The 18,101-nt window shown below is 66.0% G+C and carries 14 protein-coding genes and 1 tRNA gene; 5 read left to right on the top strand and 10 right to left on the bottom strand.

Going from position 1 to position 18,101, the window contains the following annotated elements:
- Window positions 1–3 precede the first annotated feature (3 nt).
- Window positions 4–1,455: an AMP nucleosidase gene (locus tag ABWP22_RS12830; protein WP_353200371.1), complete on the bottom strand. Its 1,452-nt coding sequence runs from the start codon at window positions 1,453–1,455 to the stop codon at window positions 4–6.
- Between the two features lie 83 nt (window positions 1,456–1,538).
- Here ABWP22_RS12830 and ABWP22_RS12825 point away from each other — a divergent pair, with 83 nt between their 5' ends.
- On the top strand, window positions 1,539–2,687 hold the full coding sequence (locus ABWP22_RS12825; protein WP_353200370.1) for an acyl-CoA dehydrogenase family protein: 1,149 nt from the start codon (window positions 1,539–1,541) through the stop codon (window positions 2,685–2,687).
- A 2-nt stretch (window positions 2,688–2,689) separates the two neighbouring features.
- Here the strand turns inward: ABWP22_RS12825 and ABWP22_RS12820 are convergent, their stop codons facing one another.
- The 7 genes from ABWP22_RS12820 to ABWP22_RS12790 all read right to left on the bottom strand — a co-directional run bounded on the left by ABWP22_RS12820 (window position 2,690) and on the right by ABWP22_RS12790 (window position 12,482).
- On the bottom strand, window positions 2,690–3,355 hold the full coding sequence (locus ABWP22_RS12820) for a glutathione S-transferase family protein (protein WP_353200369.1): 666 nt from the start codon (window positions 3,353–3,355) through the stop codon (window positions 2,690–2,692).
- A gap of 59 nt (window positions 3,356–3,414) precedes the next feature.
- Window positions 3,415–3,810: a hypothetical protein gene (locus ABWP22_RS12815; protein WP_353200368.1), complete on the bottom strand. Its 396-nt coding sequence runs from the start codon at window positions 3,808–3,810 to the stop codon at window positions 3,415–3,417.
- 66 nt (window positions 3,811–3,876) lie between these two features.
- Window positions 3,877–8,424 (bottom strand): glutamate synthase large subunit, encoded by a 4,548-nt coding sequence (gene gltB / locus ABWP22_RS12810; RefSeq protein ID WP_353200367.1) that lies wholly within the window; start codon window positions 8,422–8,424, stop codon window positions 3,877–3,879.
- Window positions 8,425–8,441: 17 nt separating this feature from the next.
- Window positions 8,442–9,041 carry a DUF2059 domain-containing protein gene (locus ABWP22_RS12805; protein ID WP_353200366.1) on the bottom strand — a complete coding sequence of 200 codons (600 nt, stop codon included), beginning with the start codon at window positions 9,039–9,041 and terminating at the stop codon, window positions 8,442–8,444.
- A gap of 46 nt (window positions 9,042–9,087) precedes the next feature.
- Window positions 9,088–10,539 carry an NAD(P)-dependent oxidoreductase gene (locus ABWP22_RS12800; RefSeq protein ID WP_353200365.1) on the bottom strand — a complete coding sequence of 484 codons (1,452 nt, stop codon included), beginning with the start codon at window positions 10,537–10,539 and terminating at the stop codon, window positions 9,088–9,090.
- Between the two features lie 150 nt (window positions 10,540–10,689).
- Window positions 10,690–11,496, bottom strand: coding sequence for an undecaprenyl-diphosphate phosphatase (locus ABWP22_RS12795; RefSeq protein WP_353200364.1), 807 nt, complete (start codon window positions 11,494–11,496; stop codon window positions 10,690–10,692).
- Window positions 11,493–12,482 carry a complex I NDUFA9 subunit family protein gene (locus tag ABWP22_RS12790; RefSeq protein WP_353200363.1) on the bottom strand — a complete coding sequence of 330 codons (990 nt, stop codon included), beginning with the start codon at window positions 12,480–12,482 and terminating at the stop codon, window positions 11,493–11,495. Before ABWP22_RS12790 ends, ABWP22_RS12795 begins: the two co-directional genes overlap by 4 nt.
- A 162-nt stretch (window positions 12,483–12,644) precedes the next feature.
- Here ABWP22_RS12790 and ABWP22_RS12785 point away from each other — a divergent pair.
- Both ABWP22_RS12785 and ABWP22_RS12780 read left to right on the top strand, forming a co-directional pair.
- Window positions 12,645–12,731 (top strand) — tRNA-Leu (locus tag ABWP22_RS12785).
- Between the two features lie 88 nt (window positions 12,732–12,819).
- Window positions 12,820–13,881 (top strand): alpha/beta fold hydrolase, encoded by a 1,062-nt coding sequence (locus ABWP22_RS12780; RefSeq protein WP_353200362.1) that lies wholly within the window; start codon window positions 12,820–12,822, stop codon window positions 13,879–13,881.
- A gap of 225 nt (window positions 13,882–14,106) precedes the next feature.
- Here the strand turns inward: ABWP22_RS12780 and ABWP22_RS12775 are convergent, their stop codons facing one another.
- A complete protein-coding gene (locus ABWP22_RS12775) occupies window positions 14,107–15,786 on the bottom strand; it encodes an N-acyl-D-amino-acid deacylase family protein (protein ID WP_353200361.1) in 1,680 nt (559 codons plus the stop codon).
- Window positions 15,787–15,941: 155 nt separating this feature from the next.
- Between ABWP22_RS12775 and ABWP22_RS12770 the strand changes: the two genes are divergently transcribed.
- Entirely contained in the window at window positions 15,942–16,550 is a 609-nt protein-coding gene (locus tag ABWP22_RS12770) for a PadR family transcriptional regulator (protein WP_353200360.1), read from the top strand.
- A gap of 77 nt (window positions 16,551–16,627) precedes the next feature.
- Window positions 16,628–17,011 (top strand): bleomycin resistance protein, encoded by a 384-nt coding sequence (locus ABWP22_RS12765; RefSeq protein ID WP_353200359.1) that lies wholly within the window; start codon window positions 16,628–16,630, stop codon window positions 17,009–17,011.
- Window positions 17,012–17,053: 42 nt separating this feature from the next.
- On the opposite strand, the gene ABWP22_RS12760 is transcribed toward ABWP22_RS12765, so the two are convergent.
- Complete coding sequence (locus tag ABWP22_RS12760) at window positions 17,054–18,067, bottom strand: L-threonylcarbamoyladenylate synthase (protein WP_353200358.1); 1,014 nt, start codon at window positions 18,065–18,067, stop codon at window positions 17,054–17,056.
- Window positions 18,068–18,101: the final 34 nt, after the last annotated feature.

Genomic DNA, 18,101 nt, shown 5'->3' with positions numbered 1-18,101 from the left:
CGCCTACCGGAACGGCGGCTCGTCAAACGCCCGCAATTTGCGGCTGTGCAGCGCTGGGCCTTCATCGCGCAGGATCATCATCGCTTCGATGCCGATCTGCAGATGCTCCGAAATCGCGCCTTCATAGAATCGATTGGCCTGGCCGGGCAGCTTGATCTCGCCGTGCAGCGGCTTGTCGGATACGCAGAGCAACGTGCCGTAGGGCACGCGGAAGCGATAGCCTTGCGCGGCGATGGTGGCGGATTCCATGTCGATGGCGACGGCGCGCGACTGGTTGAAGCGCAGGCTTGAGCGGGAATAGCGCAGTTCCCAGTTGCGATCGTCGGTGGTGACCACCGTGCCGGTGCGCAGCCGGGGTTTCAGCGCGTCGCCGACCAGGCCGGTCACCTTCTCGGTGGCGAGGTGCAGCGCCTTTTGCACTTCCGACAGGGCCGGGATCGGGATTTCCGGCGGCAGCACATCATCGAGCACATGATCGTCACGCAGATAGGCGTGGGCCAGCACATAATCGCCGATGGCCTGGCTGGGGCGCAGCCCGCCGCAATGGCCGATCATCAACCACGCTTCGGGGCGCAGCACGGCGAGGTGATCGCAGATCGTCTTGGCATTGGCCGGGCCGACGCCGATGTTGACCAAGGTGATGCCGGTGCGGTTCGGGCCAATCAGGTGCCAGGCCGGCATCTGGTTCTTGCGCCAGGCGAAATCCGCCGCGGCCTTGTCGGCATCGGGATCATCGGCAGTGATGTCCAGCCCGCCGGGGCAGGCCAGCCGGTCATAGCCCCCATTTCCCGCTGGCCCCAACTGGCGGCACGCCCAGCGCACGAATTCATCGACATAGCGGTGATAATTGGTGAGCAGGATATAATGCTGGAAATCCTCCGGCGCGGTGCCGGTGTAATGCTTCAGCCGGGCCAGCGAGAAATCGGTGCGCGGGCCATCGAACAGCGCCAGCGGACGATGCTCGACGCGGAAATCATCCCACAGGCCATCGGCCAGTTCGTCGCCGATCTGCGCCAGTTCGGTGGTGGGGAAATGCCGGGCCAGCTCGGCCGCCGCCACGCCGTCCAGCTTCAGATCGGTGGCGCCATCCAGCACATAAGGATAGGGGATCTCCACCTCTGATCGGCCGACCGACACCACCACATCATAATCGGCCATCAACAGGCCGATCTGCTCCTCCAGATAGGCGCGGTACATCGCCGGGCGGGTGACGGTGGTGGCGTAGGCGCCGGGGCGATTGAGCCGGGCAAAGGCGCGAATGGGGCGCAGTGCGCGGCGCACGCCGGAAAATTCCAGCCGCAGTTCCGGATAGGCCCAATCGCCGCGCACGCGGCTGCTGCCATCGGGCGTTTCACTGTCGTCGATATAGGCGCGCAAGGCCGCGCGCAGCGCCGCGGTGGATTCTGCGTGGATCTGGACCAGCTGGTCGACGATTTCGGAAGGGGCAGCATTCATCGCGCGCCTGTTGCACCATCTGCGGCGGTGATTCCAGTCCTGCGCGGCTTTTCAGCCTCCATGGCGGCCTGTAAGGCCATATCATGAGCCAATTTGACCTGACCGATGACCAGAAGGCGATCCAGGAAGTGGCGCGCCGCTTCACCGCCGAGGCGATCACCCCCCACGCCGCGCGCTGGGATGCGGAGCATCACTACCCGAAGGATGTGGTGCAAGCCGCCGCGGCGCTGGGGTTTGGGGCGATCTATGTGTCCGAAGCGGGCGGCGGCATCGGGCTGGGCCGATTGGAAGCCGCGCTGATCATGGAGGCGATGGCGCACGGCTGCCCATCCACATCGGCGTTCATTTCCATCCACAACATGGCCGCCTGGATGATCGATGCCTATGGCAGCGCCGCGCTTCAGGCCAAATATCTGCCCGGCCTGGTCACCATGGACCAGATCGCCAGCTATTGCCTGACCGAGCCCGGTGCCGGATCGGATGCCGCCGCGCTGAAGACGCGCGCCGTGCGGGATGGCGATGATTATATTGTCAGCGGATCGAAGGCGTTCATCTCCGGCGGCGGCGTGAATGATGTTTACATCACCATGGTGCGCACCGGGCCGGATGGGCCCAAGGGCATTTCCTGCCTGGTGATCGAAAAGGACATGCCAGGCGTCAGCTTCGGCGCGCCGGAGCGCAAATTGGGTTGGCGATCGCAGCCCACCGCCCAAGTGAATTTCGATGGCGTGCGCGTGCCGGTGGAAAATCTGGTCGGCGCCGAAGGCCAGGGCTTTGCCATCGCCATGGCCGGGCTGGATGGCGGCCGGCTCAACATCGGCGCGTGCAGCCTGGGCGGCGCGCAGCGCGCACTGGATGAAGCCATCGCCTACACGCGCCAGCGCCAGCAGTTCGGCAAGGCGATCAGCGATTTCCAGGCGACGCAGTTCACCCTGGCCGACATGGCCACCGAACTCGCCGCGGCACGCGCGCTGCTGTATCATGCGGCGGTGAAGGTGAGCGAGGGCGCGCCCGACAAGACGATGTTTGCCGCCATGGCCAAGCGTTTCGCCACCGATGCCGGCATGGCCATCGTCGATCGCGGCCTGCAACTGCACGGCGGCTATGGCTATCTGATGGATTTCCCGCTGGAACGGCTGTTCCGCGACCTGCGCGTGCATCAGATATTGGAAGGCACCAACCAGATCATGCGGATGATCACCGCGCGCGAACTGCTGCGGCAGAGCAACTGAACCTAGAAATCCAGCTTGTCATAATGCGGCGGTGGCGGCAGGCCTTCCAGCCGTTCGGCCAGCAGCGGGCGGAAGGTCGGCCGGGATTTGATCGCTGAATACCAAGTACGGGCCGGATCATGGCCGTCCCATTCCAGCCCGCCGAGATAATCCGCCACCGACAGGTGCGCGGCGGCGGCGATATCGGCGAGCCCGAACTGCCCGCCGCCCAGCCAGGCGCGCTGTTCCAGCAGGAAATCGATATAATCCAGATGCATGTCGGCCTGGCGACCGGCCTGGCGGATGATGCCGCCATCGGGTGCACCCTTCAGCACGGTGCGCTTGTACATGCGCTCACCCAGCAGCAGCGCGCCAACCTCGCCATAGAATTTCTGATCGAACCAGGCCACCAGCCGCCGGGTTTCGGCGCGGGCTTCCGGCGTCGCCCCAAGCAGCGGCGTGCGATCGAGCGTCTCTTCGAAATGTTCGAGGATGGCGACACTGTCGGCCAGCACCATGGCGCCCTGTTGCAGCACAGGGGTTTGCCCGGCCGGGTTCAATGCATTGAATTCGGCGCGCTTCTCCCACGGTCGTTCCAGCAGCAATTCGTGGGTGACGCCCTTCACCGCCAGCGCAAAGCGGACCTTGCGGCTGAACGGGCAGAGGGTGAAATGGTGGAGACGCCACATGACGCCCTGTCATAGCCATGTTTGCCGCCATGGAAAGGCCGCACGCATGGCCGGTGGCTTCAGGCCTTTGCCGGCTTGGCTTTCGGGCTGGCCTTGGGGCGTGGCTTGGTCGGCGCAGGGGCGGCAGTTGCTGCGGCCAGTGCGGCCATCGCGGCCTTCACGGCGGCGACTTCGGCTTCCAACTCGTTGATGCGCAGCGCCTGGCGAACGACAATGTCCTGCAATGCTGCGGTCTGGCCGGTGTCAACAGCGGCGGGGGCCGGTTCCGGCGCCTTTGGCGGCTCTGGCGGGGCCGGGGCCGGTTCCGGCTTGGCAGCGGGCGTCACCACTTCCGCTTCGACCACGGTCTCGCGCTCGCGGAAAATCCCGGCCTCGCGCGCCTTGCGGATCAGCGGCGCGGCCGACACGGCGAGCTGCATCAGGCTTTCGATGAGCGGATCATTGTTCTTTGCCACAACCGGGTCCTTCAACTGTCTTATGCAAATATAGCAGCGAAGAACCCGGTTTCAAGGCGCATGGGTTCATTCGGCGGCGATGCTGCTGGGGCTGTCGTCCAGTGGGTGGGTCAGCCGGCTCAGCATTTCCCGGGGGCAGACCTGCCAGATGGCGAGGCGCGTGCGATCCCATTCCGCCAGCAGACCGGCGGCCCATTGCGATCCGGTTTCGGCGGCATGTTCGGCAATCAGGCCGTGCACCACGCCTTCCCAATGTGCCGAAGCCAGCCGCTGCACCACCACGGTTTCAGTGTTGACCCGTCCTTCGAAGCCGCCGTCGCGATCATAGACGAACGCCATGCCGCCCGACATGCCGGCGGCGAAATTGTCGCCTGTCGGCCCCAGCACCACCGCCGTGCCGCCGGTCATGTACTCGCAGCCGTTGGCGCCGCAGCCTTCGACCACCACGGTGGCGCCGCTGTTGCGCACCGCAAAACGTTCCCCGGCGCGCCCGGCGGCAAACAGCCGGCCGGCGGTGGCACCATAGAGCACGGTGTTGCCGATGATGGCATTGTCCTGGGATGCCAACGGGCTCGACGGGAAGGGGCGCACCACGATGGTGGCACCGGAAAGCCCCTTGCCGACATAATCATTGGCTTCGCCAAACACTTCCAGCTTCACGCCTTGCACGGCGAACGCGCCCAACGATTGCCCGGCCGATCCGCGCAGCTTGATCTGCACATGCCCCGGTTGCAGGCCCTTCATGCCGAACCGGCGGGTGATTTCGCCGGACAGGCGGGTGCCCACGGCGCGGTGGGTGTTGCGCACCGTATAGGCCAGTTGCATCTTTTCGCCGCGTTCGAACAGGTGAGCGGCGTCGCGGATCATGTCTGCATCCAGGCTGTCGGGCACCGGGTTGCGGCCATTGCCAAGGCCCCAACGGCGCTGGTGATCGGGCGCATCGACCTTGGCGAGGATCGGATTGAGATCGAGATCATCAAGATGCTCGGCGCCGCGGTTGATCTGGCGCAGCAATTCGGTGCGGCCGATCACTTCATCCAGGCTCTTCACGCCCAGCCGTGCGAGGATCTCGCGCACTTCTTCGGCGATGAAGCTCATCAGGTTGATGACCTTTTCCGGCGTGCCGACGAATTTGGCCCGCAGCGCATCATCCTGCGTGCACACGCCCACCGGGCAGGTGTTGCTGTGGCACTGGCGCACCATGATGCAGCCCATCGCCACCAGGCTCATGGTGCCGATGCCATATTCCTCGGCACCCAGGATGGCGGCGATCACCACGTCCCGCCCGGTCTTGAGGCCGCCATCGGCGCGCAGCTTCACGCGGTGGCGCAGGCCGTTCAGGGTGAGCACCTGGTTGACTTCCGACAGGCCCATTTCCCACGGCGTGCCGGCATATTTGATGCTGGTTTGTGGGCTCGCGCCGGTGCCGCCGACATTGCCGGAGATCAGGATCACATCGGCGTGGGCCTTGGCCACCCCGGCCGCCACCGTGCCGATGCCGGCGCTCGACACCAGCTTCACGCAGACGCGGGCGCGGGTGTTGATCTGTTTGAGATCATAGATCAGCTGCGCCAGATCCTCGATCGAATAGATATCGTGGTGCGGCGGCGGGCTGATCAGCGTCACGCCCGGCGTGCTGTGGCGCAGGCGGGCGATCAGCTCGGTCACCTTGAAGCCGGGCAACTGCCCGCCTTCACCCGGCTTGGCACCTTGCGCCACCTTGATCTCGATCTCCTCGCAGGCATTGAGGTAATCGGCGGTCACGCCAAAGCGCCCGGAGGCGATCTGCTTGATCACGCTGTTGGCATTGTCGCCATTGGCATAGGGCTTGAACCGGATCGGGTCTTCGCCGCCTTCGCCCGATACGGCCTTGGCGCCGATGCGGTTCATGGCGATGGCCAGCACCTCGTGCGCTTCGGGGGACAGCGCGCCCAGGCTCATCCCCGGCGTCACGAAGCGCTTGCGGATTTCGGTGACCGATTCCACCGCTTCGATCGGGATCGCCTTGGTGCCCGGCACGAAATCCAGCAGATCGCGCAGGGAAATCGGCGGCAGCGCCTGCACGCCGCGGCTGAATTTCAGATAATCGCCATAGGCATCGCGGCTCACCGCGGTTTGCAGCAGGTGGATCAACTGCGCGTTCCAGGCGTGGGCCTCGCCGCCGGCGCGCCAGCGATACAGGCCGCCCACCGGCAACACCGCGGCGCCTTCGTCCCAGGCGCGATCGTGGCGGATCTGGGCGTTGATGAACAGCGATTCAAAGCCTTCGCCGCTGATCTTCGCCGGCATGCCGGGGAAGAAATCATTGACCAGCGCACGGCTGAGCCCAACCGCTTCGAAATTATAGCCGCCGCGATAGGACGAGATCACCGCGATGCCCATCTTGGCCATGATCTTCAGCAAGCCGTCATTGATGGCTTTCTTGTACCGCGCCACGCAGTCGGCAAAGCTGAGCGTGCCGAACAGGCCGCGCGCGTGGCGATCGGCGATGGCTTCCTGCGCCAGATAGGCGTTCACCGTGGTGGCACCCACGCCGACCAGCACGGCAAAATAATGCGTGTCCAGCGCTTCGGCGGCGCGCACGTTGATGCTGGCATAGGCGCGCAGGCCCTTGCGGATCAGGTGCGTCTGCACGCCGGCGGTGGCCAGGATCATGGCAATGCCGGCGCGGGTCGCCGATTGATGTTCATCGGTCAGGAACAATTGCGTCTTGCCCTGGCGCACGGCGGTTTCGGCTTCGCTGCGCACCCGCGCGATGGCTTCGCGCAGCGCCGCCGGCCCGCCGCCGATGTCGAAGGTGCAATCGATCTCCACCGCCTGGCGGCCGAAATGGGCTTTCAACCGGAACCAGTCGCGGTTGGACAGCACCGGGCTTTCCATCACCATCACGCCGGCCTGGGTGGCTTCGTCGTCCAGGATGTTGGTCAGATTGGAAAAACGTGTCTTCAGGCTCATCACCCGGGTTTCGCGCAAGGCATCGATCGGCGGATTGGTGACCTGGCTGAAATTCTGCCGGAAGAAATGCGACAGGTTGCGGGCGTTGTCGGAAATCACCGCCAGCGGCGCGTCGTCGCCCATCGAACCAATGGCTTCCTTGGCATCATCGACCATCGGCGCCAGCAGCAGCTCCATGTCTTCTTGGGTCTGGCCGGCGGCGACCTGGCGGCGGCGCAATTCATCGCGGGTGAAGGCCGGCGCCGGTTCCGGCGCATCGCCGCCGGGCAACGCCTCGAAATCGGTGAAGCCGGCAACCAGTGCCTGATAATCCTGCGCCGCGGCCACCTTGGCCTTGATCTCGGTGTCTGTGTAGAACCGCGACGGCGCCGCATCGAGATCCACCGCGATCATCTCGCCGGGGCCGAGCGCGCCCTTCTTCACCACATCGGCTTCGGGCACCACCACCATGCCGGCTTCGCTGCCGGTGATCAGCAGGCCGTCGCGGGTCAGGCAATAACGCATCGGCCGCAGCGCATTGCGATCGAGCCCGGCCACGACCCAGCGGCCATCGGTCATCGCGAGCGCCGCCGGGCCATCCCACGGCTCCATCACCGAAGCGAAAAAGGCATACATCGCGCGCGTCGCCGGATCGAGCGTGTCATCCTTCTGCCAGGCCTGCGGCACCAGGATCAGCTTGGCGGTGGGGGCATCGCGGCCTGATCGCACAAAGGCTTCGAACACGGCATCAAGCGCCGCCGTGTCCGATGCGCCGGCGGGGATCAGCGGCTTGATGTCTTCGCTATGCTCGCCGAACGCGGCGGCCGCCATCTTGATCTCGTGGCTTTTCATCCAGTTGGTGTTGCCGCGGATGGTGTTGATCTCGCCGTTGTGCGCCAGGGTGCGGAATGGTTGCGCCAGCCACCATTGCGGGAAGGTGTTGGTGGAATAACGCTGGTGGTAGATGGCAAAGCGCGACACGAAGCGCTCGTCGTTCAGGTCCGGATAGAATATGCTGAGCGTTTCGGCGAGGAACAGGCCCTTGTAGATCAGGGTGCGCGACGACAGCGAGCAGATGTAGAAGCCCTGGATCTGGGCTTCGATCACCTTCTTCTCGATGCGGCGGCGGATCAGGAACAGATCCTTTTCGAACTGTTCGCGGGCATCCTCGCTGTGCGCCGCCGGCCCGGCGACCATGATCTGCTCGATCTCCGGCCGGCTCAGCATCGCCTTGTCGCCGATGCAACTGATGTCCACCGGCACCTGGCGCCAGCCATAGACTTTATAACCAAAGCCGATGACCTCGGATTCGACGATGGTCCGGCAGGCCTCCTGCGCGCCCAGATCGGTGCGCGGCAGGAACACCATGCCCACGGCCAATTGCCCGGCCACCGGCTTCTGGCCATGGCGCTCGATATGTTCGTGGAAGAAATCGACGGGGATTTCGACCAATATGCCCGCACCATCCCCGGTCTTGCCATCGGCATCCACGGCGCCGCGGTGCCACACGGCCTTCAGGGCGTCGATCGCGGCCGTCACCACCCGGCGCTGCGGCCGGCCATCGGTGGCGGCCACCAGCCCGACACCGCAGGCATCGGATTCCAGATCCGGGCGGTACATGCCGATGTCGGCCATGCGGGCACGTTCGGCAGCGGATGCGGTGAAGGGCGTGGTGGTCATGGGCAGGTCCAGTCGGTTTACTTGGGCTGCGGCGCGCTGTTGAGCGGGGCCAGCGCGTCGCGCAGTTTCGCGGCATTGGCCTGCATGGCCACGTCGATCTTGGCGCCGATCAACCGCGCGGTTTGCAGGCCGATCTCGTTCTGCACTGCGCCCTGTTTCTTCTGCAGCGCCTGGCCGGCCGGGCTGCGGTAGAAGGCGATCAGGGCGTTCAGTTCCGCGGCGGTATATTGCCTTGCATAGGCATCGCGCGCCGCGGTCACCACGTTGTTCAAATTCTGGTTGATGACGCCCTGGGCCACACTGGCCTGAATGGCACCGGCCTTTTTCAGCGCGACATCGAACTTGGCCTTGTTGGCCTGATAGGCTGGAATGAACCCTGGCTGCTGCGCCAGCATGGAACGCACCACGACGCCCGATTGCATCTGCTTGACGGTGCCCGCCATCTGGTTCTGCAACTGCGTCTTCAGCCCCAGTTGGGTGATCAGGGTCGTGGCCGCTTGCATGGTCGCGGCATCGGCGCGCACCGGTGGCGGCGCCGGCGGCAGGCTGGGCCGCGGCGGCTGGGCTTGCTGCGCGGCGGCCCCGACGGCAGCGACGGCGAAGATCAGGAACGACATGGCAGGTCCTCCAACTTGAATTCACGCACGCGCAGGTCCGTCCGGTTCAGGCGGCAGCCTTGCCAACACCCTGAACCGCTGCGCCGGCCAAAGCACCGGCTCTGGCGCGCAGATATTGATGCATCTGCGCCGCCACGTCACGCCCGTCGCGCACCGCCCACACCACCAGGCTGGCACCGCGCACGATATCGCCGGCGGCAAACACGCCATCCAGCCCGGTCATCATCGTCTTGTGATCGATGCGCACCGTGCCCCAACGGGTGACCGGCAGATCGGGCGCGCCGAACAGGCCGGGCAGATCTTCGGGATCAAAACCCAGCGCCTTGATCACCAGATCGGCGTGCGCCGTGAACTGCGTGCCGGCATCCGGTTCCGGGCTGCGCCTGCCATCGGCGCCGGGCTGGCCCAGCCGCATGGCCTGCGCCGTCACGCCCGACGGCGTGATCTCGGCCGGGGCGGCCAGCCAGACGAACTCGACGCCTTCTTCCTCGGCGTGGGCGACTTCGCGGATGCTGCCCGGCATGTTGGCGCGATCGCGGCGATACAGGCACTTCACGCTGGCGGCGCCCTGGCGCACGGCGGTGCGCACACAATCCATCGCCGTGTCACCGCCGCCGATCACCACGACATGCTTGCCCGCCGCATCGAACCGCGGCGCATCGGCCACGGTGTCGCCGAACCCGGCGCGGTTGGAGGCGATCAGATAATCCATGGCTTCCAGCGTCGTCGGGCCATCGGCGCCGGGCACATCGACTTGCCGCGCCTTGTACACGCCGGTGGCGATCAGCACCGCATCATGGCGGGCGCGCAAATCGGCCAGGCTGGCATCGCGGCCGACGGCAAAATCCTGATGGAACTGCACGCCGCCTTCGATCAGGCGATCGATGCGGCGCATCACCACCGGCTTTTCCAGTTTGAAGCCGGGGATACCATAGGTCAGCAGGCCGCCGGCGCGATCGTGCCGATCATAGACATGCACGTCATAGCCCTTGACGCGCAGCAGCTCCGCGGTGGTCAGCCCGGCCGGGCCGGCGCCGATGATGGCGATGCTCTGGCCGGATCGGTCGACCAACGGCCGGATCGGCTTCACCCAGCCATTTTCCCAGGCGGTGTCGGTGATGAACTTTTCCACCGCGCCGATGGTGACGCTGCCGAAATCCTTCTCGATCACGCAATTGCCTTCGCACAGGCGATCCTGCGGGCAGATGCGGCCGCAGATTTCCGGCATGGCGTTGGTGGCGGCGGCGATTTCATAGGCCTCCTCCAACCGGCCTTCCGCGGTCAGTTTCAGCCAATCGGGGATGTTGTTGCCCAGCGGGCAATGCACCTGGCAGAAGGGCACGCCGCACTGGCTGCAGCGGCCGGCCTGCGCCTCGGCGTTGGCCTCGATATAAGGGCGGGCGATTTCCTGGAAATCGTGGGTGCGCTCTTCGGCCGTGCGCTTGGCCGGATAGGCCTGGTCACGTTCCACGAACTTCAGCAATTTTGTTGCGGCCATCGCCCCCGCTCCTCTCGATGGGCGTCGCTCAACCACAGTTTGGCGGGCGAGTCACGCGGATTCGGCCGATTAGGTCAGAATTACTGACTATTTGCAGATCAGATTGCCGCCCAAGGCGGCATGGGGCGGCGAAATATATCCGTTTCGGCCCTAACGCGCCAGCAGCCACAGCAAGGCGGCGCTGCCGACGATGATCCGATACCAGGCAAAGGGCGCAAAACCGAAGCGGCCGACCAGCGCGACAAAGCCCTTCACCACCGCCAAGGCCACCACGAACGACACCGCAAAGCCGATGCCGATCGCCGACAGGTTGGACGCATCCAGCGCATCGCGGTTGCGCCACAGCATCAGCACCGTGGCACCCGAGATGGTGGGCACCGCCAGAAAAAAGCTGAACTCGGCGGCGGTCTTGCGGTCCACGCCGAGCATCAGCGCCGCCATGATGGTCGCCCCCGACCGCGATACGCCGGGGATCATCGCGACACATTGGCCCAGCCCGATCTTCACCGCCGTGGCGCTGCTCAGCGATTCCACGCCCGAAACACGGGCCTCGCCCATGCGCCGTTCGATCCACAGGATCGCAAAGCCGCCGAGGATCAGCGAGACGGCAACCGTTGTCGGGCTTTCCAGCAGCGCTTCGACGGCCTTGATGAACAGCACGCCCATCACGGCGGCCGGCAGGAAGCCCAGCACCACGTTGCGCAGGAAGGCCAGTGCCGAAGGCTCCCGCACCAGCAGCCCGCGCCCCACCGCCATGAACCGGCCCCAATAGGCCACCAGCACCGCCAGGATGGCGCCCGACTGGATGGCGATATCAAAGGTGGTGCCGGCATCGCCGGAAAAGCCCAGCAGCTCGCCGGCCAGGATCAGGTGCCCGGTGGACGATACCGGCAGATATTCGGTCAAGCCTTCGACAATGCCGAGCAGGATGACCGTCAGCAGATCCGGCGTGGTCATGCCGCCGGTTCCGCCATCGGTTTGGCAAAGCGGCCGCCCGGCCGGTGGCGCATCATCATCTGTGGCAGGAAGGCGCTGAGCGGCGTTGGCGTGATGCCCAGATCGGCCAGGCCCGGCATGCCCGGCGCACAGATATTGCCCAGCTTGAGCATGGCCAACTGATCGCTGTTCATCGGCATGAACGGCAGGATATCGCCCAGCTTCGCCAGCATGGCGCTCGTGAAATCCGAAAAGCCCACCACTGGCCGGTCAAGGCCGGTCAGGTCGGAAATCATTTCCAGGATCGCCTTGAAGCTCAGCACATCCGGCCCGCCCAGTTCGAAGATGCGCGCCCGCGCTTCGCTGCGGGTCAGGCCGGCCACCACCGCGTCGGCGACATCGCGCACATACACCGGCTGAAACAGGCTGTTGCCGCTGATCGCCGGCAGCAGCGGCGACAGGCGCGCCATGGCGGCAAAGCGGTTGAAGAACTGATCTTCCGCCCCGGCGACGATGCTGGGCCGCAGCACGACGGCCTGGGGCAGGGCGGCCTGCACCTGTTGCTCGCCATCGCCCTTGCTGCGCGCATAGGGGATGGTGCTGGCGGCATTGGCGCCGATCGCCGACATCTGCACATAGGCGACGGCGCCGGCCGTGGCCGCGGCGCGGGCGGCCCGCCCGGCCCCCTCGGCCTGCAACGCGGCAAATTTCTGCTGGCCGGATTCGGCCAGGATACCGACCAGATTGACGCCGGCAGCGGCGCCCGCGAAGGCCGAGGCCATATCGGCATCGGAGCGGATATCACCCGACACCATCTGGATCTGGCCCAGATCGCCGAGCGGTTTCAGAAACAACGCCGAATCGGCATGGCGGGATACGACCCGCAACCGGTACCCGGCCCTGGCCACCGCCTCGACGACATAGCGGCCCAGAAAGCCGGCGCCGCCGATCACCGTCACCAGCGCGCCAGCCGGCAAGGGCGCTGCATCATCTGTGATTGCTGTCATGGCCGCTGCCATTAGCGCCGCGGGCGCGGCTTGTCGCGGGTCAGATTGCCCTGCGGCACCGCTGGCAGGCGAATTCGTGCAAAAACCCGCCCCAACGATTGACAAGCCCTGATTCCACCCATATCTGCCGCCGCCTACCACCCAAGCAATTGGGAAAAACGGGCCCAGGTGGCGGAATTGGTAGACGCACCAGCTTCAGGTGCTGGCGCTCGCAAGGGCGTGAAGGTTCGAGTCCTTTCCTGGGCACCATTTGCAATGAAGGCCGCTGGCGACAGCGGCCTTTTTTGTTGCGCTTGGCACCGGAGTCGGCATCACGGCTGTCGAGGGAGATATCGTCATGCGCATCATCGCAATTCTGGCCGGTCTGCTGTTCGCGACGGCCGCCGCCGCGCAGCCGGCCCTGCCCGTGGCCGAAGCGGACTTCATCACCCGGGATTTCCAGTTCAACGACGGCAAGAGCCTGCCCGCGCTTCGGCAGCATTATCGCACGCTGGGCACGCCGATCCGCGACGCGGCCGGCAACATCACCAACGCGGTGATGATCGGCCACGGCACCGGCGGCAGCGGCGCGCAGTTTCTGGTGCCGCAGTTCACGCGGCTGTTTGCCCCCGGCGCGCCGCTCGATCCCGCCCGGAATTTCATCATCCTGCCCGATGCCATCGGCCATGGCGGATCATCAAAACCGTCCGATGGCCTGAAGATGGCGTTCCCGGCCTATGACTATGCCGATATGGCGCGGGCGCAGGGCCTGCTGCTGGATGGTCTGAAGGTGAAGCGGCTGCGGCTGCTGATGGGCACATCGATGGGCTGCATGATGGGCTTCCAGTTCGGGGTCGATCTGCCCGGGCGTGCGGCGGCGATCATGCCGCTGGCCTGCAATGTGATCGAACTGGCCGGGCGCAACCGCATGTGGCGCGCCATGGCCATCCAGGCGATCAAGGCTGATCCCGATTGGCAGGGCGGCAATTACACGCGCCCGCCCTTGAACGGCATCCGGGTAGGCGTGGCCTTGCAGGCGATGGCCAGCTCCGCCCCGGTGCGCATGCAGGCCGATCTGCCCACCCGCGCCGCCACCGATATGGCAGCAGAGCGCGCGATGGCCACCGGCCTGGCCGGCAGCCCCGATGCCAATGATCGCATCTACCAACTGGAGGCCAGCCGCAACTACAACCCCGGCCCACAATTGGCGCGCATCACCGTGCCCATCACCTGGGTGAACAGCGCCGATGATTTCATCAATCCGCCCGGCGTGGGTGCGCCGGACACATGGGTGAAGGCCATGCCGCAGGGCCGTTTCGTGCTGATCCCCGAAACCGCGCAGACCCGTGGCCATTCCACCCACACGTGGAGCATCTTCTGGGAAGACGAGTTGAAGGCGCTGCTGGCGCGGAGCCGGTGATTCAGGCCCGATTGCATCAAGATCGAATCAGCTACCTCCCTGCAAGGAGGAGAGCGACTCGGCGCTGGCCGAGCGGGGTGGGGGTTCCCGGCTGCTGTCACCAAAAGGCGGACCCCCACCCCGCTCGCGCCAAGGGGCGCGAGTCGCCCTCCCCGCAAGGGGGAGGGAGTTAAGCCTTTTAACTTGAATGAAATTCCGTTCAGGCCGGACACTTCCCCGCGCGTTTCAGGCCGGGCACCGCCCGGTGCCCGGCCCCTTCACGAACCGCCCCGCCGCTGCCCCGGTCGGCTCGCCGCCTTGGAGCACCTGCACGCCATTCACCCAGACATGATTCACGCCCACGGCCAGTTGCTGCGGCTGCGCAAAGGTGGCGCGATCGGCGATGGTGGCGGGATCGAACACCACCACATCGGCGAAATTGCCGGGCTTCAGCCGCCCGCGTGCCGTGATGCGCAGATTGTCTGCCGGCTGCGCGCTGAGCTTGCGCACCGCTTCGGCCAGGGAAATCACCTTCTCCTCGCGCACATATTTGCCCAGCACGCGGGCGAAATTGCCGTAGGCGCGGGGGTGGGTGGAGCTTTTCAGGAACACGCCTTCCGGCGCCTGCGCGCTGGCATCGCTGGCAAAGCTCATCCAGGGCAGGGCGATCTGCTTCTTCACATTGGCTTCGTTCATCGAGAAATAGGCGACCTGGATGCGGCTGCCATCCGCGATGACCAGATCGATGGCGGTGTCCTCCGCCGATGTGCCGCGTGATGCGGCCACTTCGGCCAGGGTCTTGCCGGTCAAGGCTTTCAGCGCCTCGGTCTTGAAGCCGAGCAGCAGCACCTTGTCCGGCCCGCCGGCCTCCGCCATCGAATTGGTTTCGCCGGCCGGCGGATTGCGCATGTCGGCAATCACCCGCGCGCGCATTGCCGGGTCTTTCATGCGCGCCGTCCAGGCTTCGATGCCGCCTTCCTGCACCCACAGCGGCATCGAGGCATCAAGGCCGGTTGATGACGCGGCATAGGTGTACATGTCGGCCGTGAGCGCCACGCCGGCGGCGCGTGCTGCCTCGATGCGGGCAACCATCGCATCATATTTGCCCCAACTGGCGCGGCCGGCCTGCTTCATGTGATAAATCTCGGCGCGGGCGCCGCTGTCTTTGGCGATGCTGATGATCTCCTCCAGCGCGGCTTCCAGGGTCGGGCCTTCGTTGCGGATATGGCTGATATACATGCCGCCACACGGCGCCGCGGCCTGCATCAACGCGGTCAACTCGGCGGTCTTGGCATAGTTGCCCGGCGTGTAGATCAGCGACGATCCCACCCCCATCGCGCCTTCGTGCATGGCGGCGCGCACCAGCCCCTGCATCCGCGCCAGTTGCGCCGGCGTCGGCTGCACATTATTCTCGCCCAGTTCATGCACGCGCACCGTCGCCGCGCCGACGAAGCTGGCGACGTTCACGGCGATGCCGCGCTGCTCCAGATGGTTCAGATAGTCACCCAGGCTGGTCCAGGTCGCCGTGTACTTGATGTCGCCCTGCCGCCGCGCGTCCAGCGCCTTCATGGCGTCGTTCCACGGCCCCATGCTCTCGCCTTCGCCCATCACCTCCAGCGTGATGCCCTGTTTCAGATCAGACAGCGCCCGGCCATCGACCAGCAGCGATTCGGTGGCCCAACTGAGCATGTTGACGAAGCCCGGCGCGATGGCCTGGCCGCCGACATCGCGCACTGCCGCGCCCGGCAGCGCCGGGGCCGCACCCTTGCCCATCGCCGTGATGCGGTCCGCGTCCATCGCCAGCCAGCCGATATAGGGCGTGGTGCCAGAACCATCGACGATCAGGCCATTGGTCAGCAGCAGCGGCTGCGCCTGTGCGGTTGCCGCCGCCGACAGCATCAGCCCCAGGATGAATGCGCGCGTCATGAAGGTCCCCCCGTTATGCGGCGCAAGTCTATGGCGGGAACGGCAGGCGCGAAAGAGACAAGCCGCGCACGCCGCCATCCCCCACCGTATTGCTCTTGCAATACACAGATGCAAGATATATCTTAAGGCTTCCAATCCCCCTTTGGAGCAGACCCATGCATTTTCGTTTCCACGTTGATGGCGAGCGTTTTCACAAGGCGTTCGGCGGGCGCTTTGGCGGCCGTGGTGGACGCTGGGCAGCTTTTGCCCGCGCCATGGCCGATGAATTCGGCGCCGACGGGCCGGAACATCCGCGCCGCCGCCGCTTTGGCGCCGATGCGTTGAAGATCGTCATCCTGCATCTGCTGCAGCGCGAACCGCGCCATGGCTATGAGCTGATCAAGACGATCGAGGATCTGTCCGCCGGGCTCTATTCGCCGTCGCCGGGCATGATCTACCCGATGCTCACCTTGCTTGCCGAACAGGGTCTGATCAGCGAACTGCCGGGCGATTACAGCAAGCGCCGTTATGCCATCACGGCCGACGGTGAGGCCGCACTGGCTGCTGCCGAGGCCGATCTGAAACAGGCGCTGCACCGGCTCGCCGAAATGGCGGGCATGGCCGGCCATCGCCGCCCGCATGCCGATGTGCGCGATGCCATGGCCGATCTGAAAACGGCGATCCGCGCGCAATTGGCCACCCAGGACGACAGCAGCGACCGCGCCGCCCGCATCGCCGAAATTCTCGCCACCGCCACCCGCGCGGTGGAAGCGCTGGACGACTGATGGCGGGTGGGGGCGTCAAGGTTGCGCTGCGCCCCCGCCCGCATGATCATGCTGCCGTCTGAAACAGGGCCCCATGCATGACCAACATCATCCAATCGACCGCCTTCATGCATGTGCCCGATCTGGAGGCGGCGCTCGCATTGATGGTGGATCGGCTTGGCTTTCGGATCGATTTCCGCATGGATGGCTATGCCTATGTCAGCCGCGACGGCGCCGGGTTGCGGATGCTGGAAACCGGCCCCGGCAATCCGTTCCAGCCGGGCACCCGCCGTTTCGCATATTATTTCGATTGCCGGGATGTCGATGCGCTCCATGCAGAGCTGAAACCCCGGTTGCATGGCTTGCCCGCGCAGGACGTGCACGGACCGGCCGACAAATCCTATGGCCAGCGGGAATTGCTGATCCTTGCGCCTGACGGCAATCTGATCGTGTTTGGACAGGCCATGGGCGGCGGCGCCTGAAGGCTGCAAACGAAAGCCACCAACGGCTCTGCTGATATGCCCTTACCCCCGCGGGGCGGCGGCGCGGGCCAGGCGGTCGTTGATCGCCCGCCCCAATCCGTGGCGCGGCACCGGGGCAACCGCAATGGCCGCCCGGCCCGAGGCCTCGGCGATGTGCAGCAGATCGAACAGGCGGGCGGCGGCTTCGGTCAGGTCGCCGGTGGGGGACAGGTTGGCATCGCCCGCCACCGGGCCGAAGCCGATGTGAAATTCGGGGGCGTCGGCGGTGCGCGCCTCAAGCCGCACGGGCTGGTTGGGCGCATAATGCGATGCCATCATGCCGGGCGCGACGATCCCCTCTCCCCCAGCAGCCTGCCCCGGACTTGATCCGGGGGGAGAGGGCGATTCGGCGGAGGCGCGCAGCCTGGCCCGGACTTGATCCGGAGGGGTGAAGGGTTGCCCAGCGACTGACACGATATCCTCCACCGCCACCGCGCCCGCCCGCAGCAAGCGCCAGCCTTCCGCTTCCACCGCCACAATCGTCGATTCCACCCCCGCCGCGCACGGCCCGGCATCCAGCACCATCATGCCCGGCAACGATCCCGCCACATGCGTCGCGCGCGTCGGCGAAATCCGCCCCGATGCATTGGCCGATGGCGCTGCCAGCGGGCCGACGGCGGCGATCAGCGCCTGCATCACCGGGTGCGCCGGGCAACGCAGCGCCAGCGTCGCCAGCCCCGCCGTCACCAGCCCCGCGACGGCCGCACCGTCGCGCAGCGGCAGCACCAGCGTCAGCGCCCCCGGCCAGAACTGCGCCGCAAGGCTGCGCGCCAACGGCGAAAACAGCGCCAGCGTTTCGGCCTGCGCCAAATCCGCCACATGCACGATCAACGGGTTGAAGCTGGGCCGGCCTTTCGCCGCATAGATCCCGGCGACCGCCCGCCCGTCATCGGCACGCGCGGCGAGGCCATAGACGGTCTCGGTCGGCACCGCGACCAGGCCGCCCGCGCGCAGCACATCCACCGCTGCGGCGATGCCGGCGGCGTCTGCTGCGACGATGTGGCTTTCATGGGCCATGCCCCGCGTTTATACCGGGCCGGCAAACAACCCA

It is taken from the genome of Sandarakinorhabdus sp., assembly GCF_040398665.1.
GTDB lineage: Bacteria > Pseudomonadota > Alphaproteobacteria > Sphingomonadales > Sphingomonadaceae > Sandarakinorhabdus.
Note: the sequence above shows the minus strand (reverse complement) of the source record. Positions and strands in the feature narration are given on the sequence as shown.

Excerpts from the sequence above, each read along its gene's own strand:
- gltB (WP_353200367.1), bottom strand. The coding sequence starts at position 8,424 with ATGACCACCACGCCCTTCACCGCATCCGCTGCCGAACGTGCCCGCATG.
- ABWP22_RS12800 (WP_353200365.1), bottom strand. The coding sequence starts at position 10,539 with ATGGCCGCAACAAAATTGCTGAAGTTCGTGGAACGTGACCAGGCCTAT.
- ABWP22_RS12805 (WP_353200366.1), bottom strand. The coding sequence starts at position 9,041 with ATGTCGTTCCTGATCTTCGCCGTCGCTGCCGTCGGGGCCGCCGCGCAG.
- ABWP22_RS12765 (WP_353200359.1), top strand. The coding sequence starts at position 16,628 with ATGACCAACATCATCCAATCGACCGCCTTCATGCATGTGCCCGATCTG.
- ABWP22_RS12795 (WP_353200364.1), bottom strand. The coding sequence starts at position 11,496 with ATGACCACGCCGGATCTGCTGACGGTCATCCTGCTCGGCATTGTCGAA.
- ABWP22_RS12830 (WP_353200371.1), bottom strand. The coding sequence starts at position 1,455 with ATGAATGCTGCCCCTTCCGAAATCGTCGACCAGCTGGTCCAGATCCAC.
- ABWP22_RS12790 (WP_353200363.1), bottom strand. The coding sequence starts at position 12,482 with ATGACAGCAATCACAGATGATGCAGCGCCCTTGCCGGCTGGCGCGCTG.
- ABWP22_RS12770 (WP_353200360.1), top strand. The coding sequence starts at position 15,942 with ATGCATTTTCGTTTCCACGTTGATGGCGAGCGTTTTCACAAGGCGTTC.
- ABWP22_RS12780 (WP_353200362.1), top strand. The coding sequence starts at position 12,820 with ATGCGCATCATCGCAATTCTGGCCGGTCTGCTGTTCGCGACGGCCGCC.
- ABWP22_RS12820 (WP_353200369.1), bottom strand. The coding sequence starts at position 3,355 with ATGTGGCGTCTCCACCATTTCACCCTCTGCCCGTTCAGCCGCAAGGTC.
- ABWP22_RS12760 (WP_353200358.1), bottom strand. The coding sequence starts at position 18,067 with ATGGCCCATGAAAGCCACATCGTCGCAGCAGACGCCGCCGGCATCGCC.
- ABWP22_RS12775 (WP_353200361.1), bottom strand. The coding sequence starts at position 15,786 with ATGACGCGCGCATTCATCCTGGGGCTGATGCTGTCGGCGGCGGCAACC.
- ABWP22_RS12825 (WP_353200370.1), top strand. The coding sequence starts at position 1,539 with ATGAGCCAATTTGACCTGACCGATGACCAGAAGGCGATCCAGGAAGTG.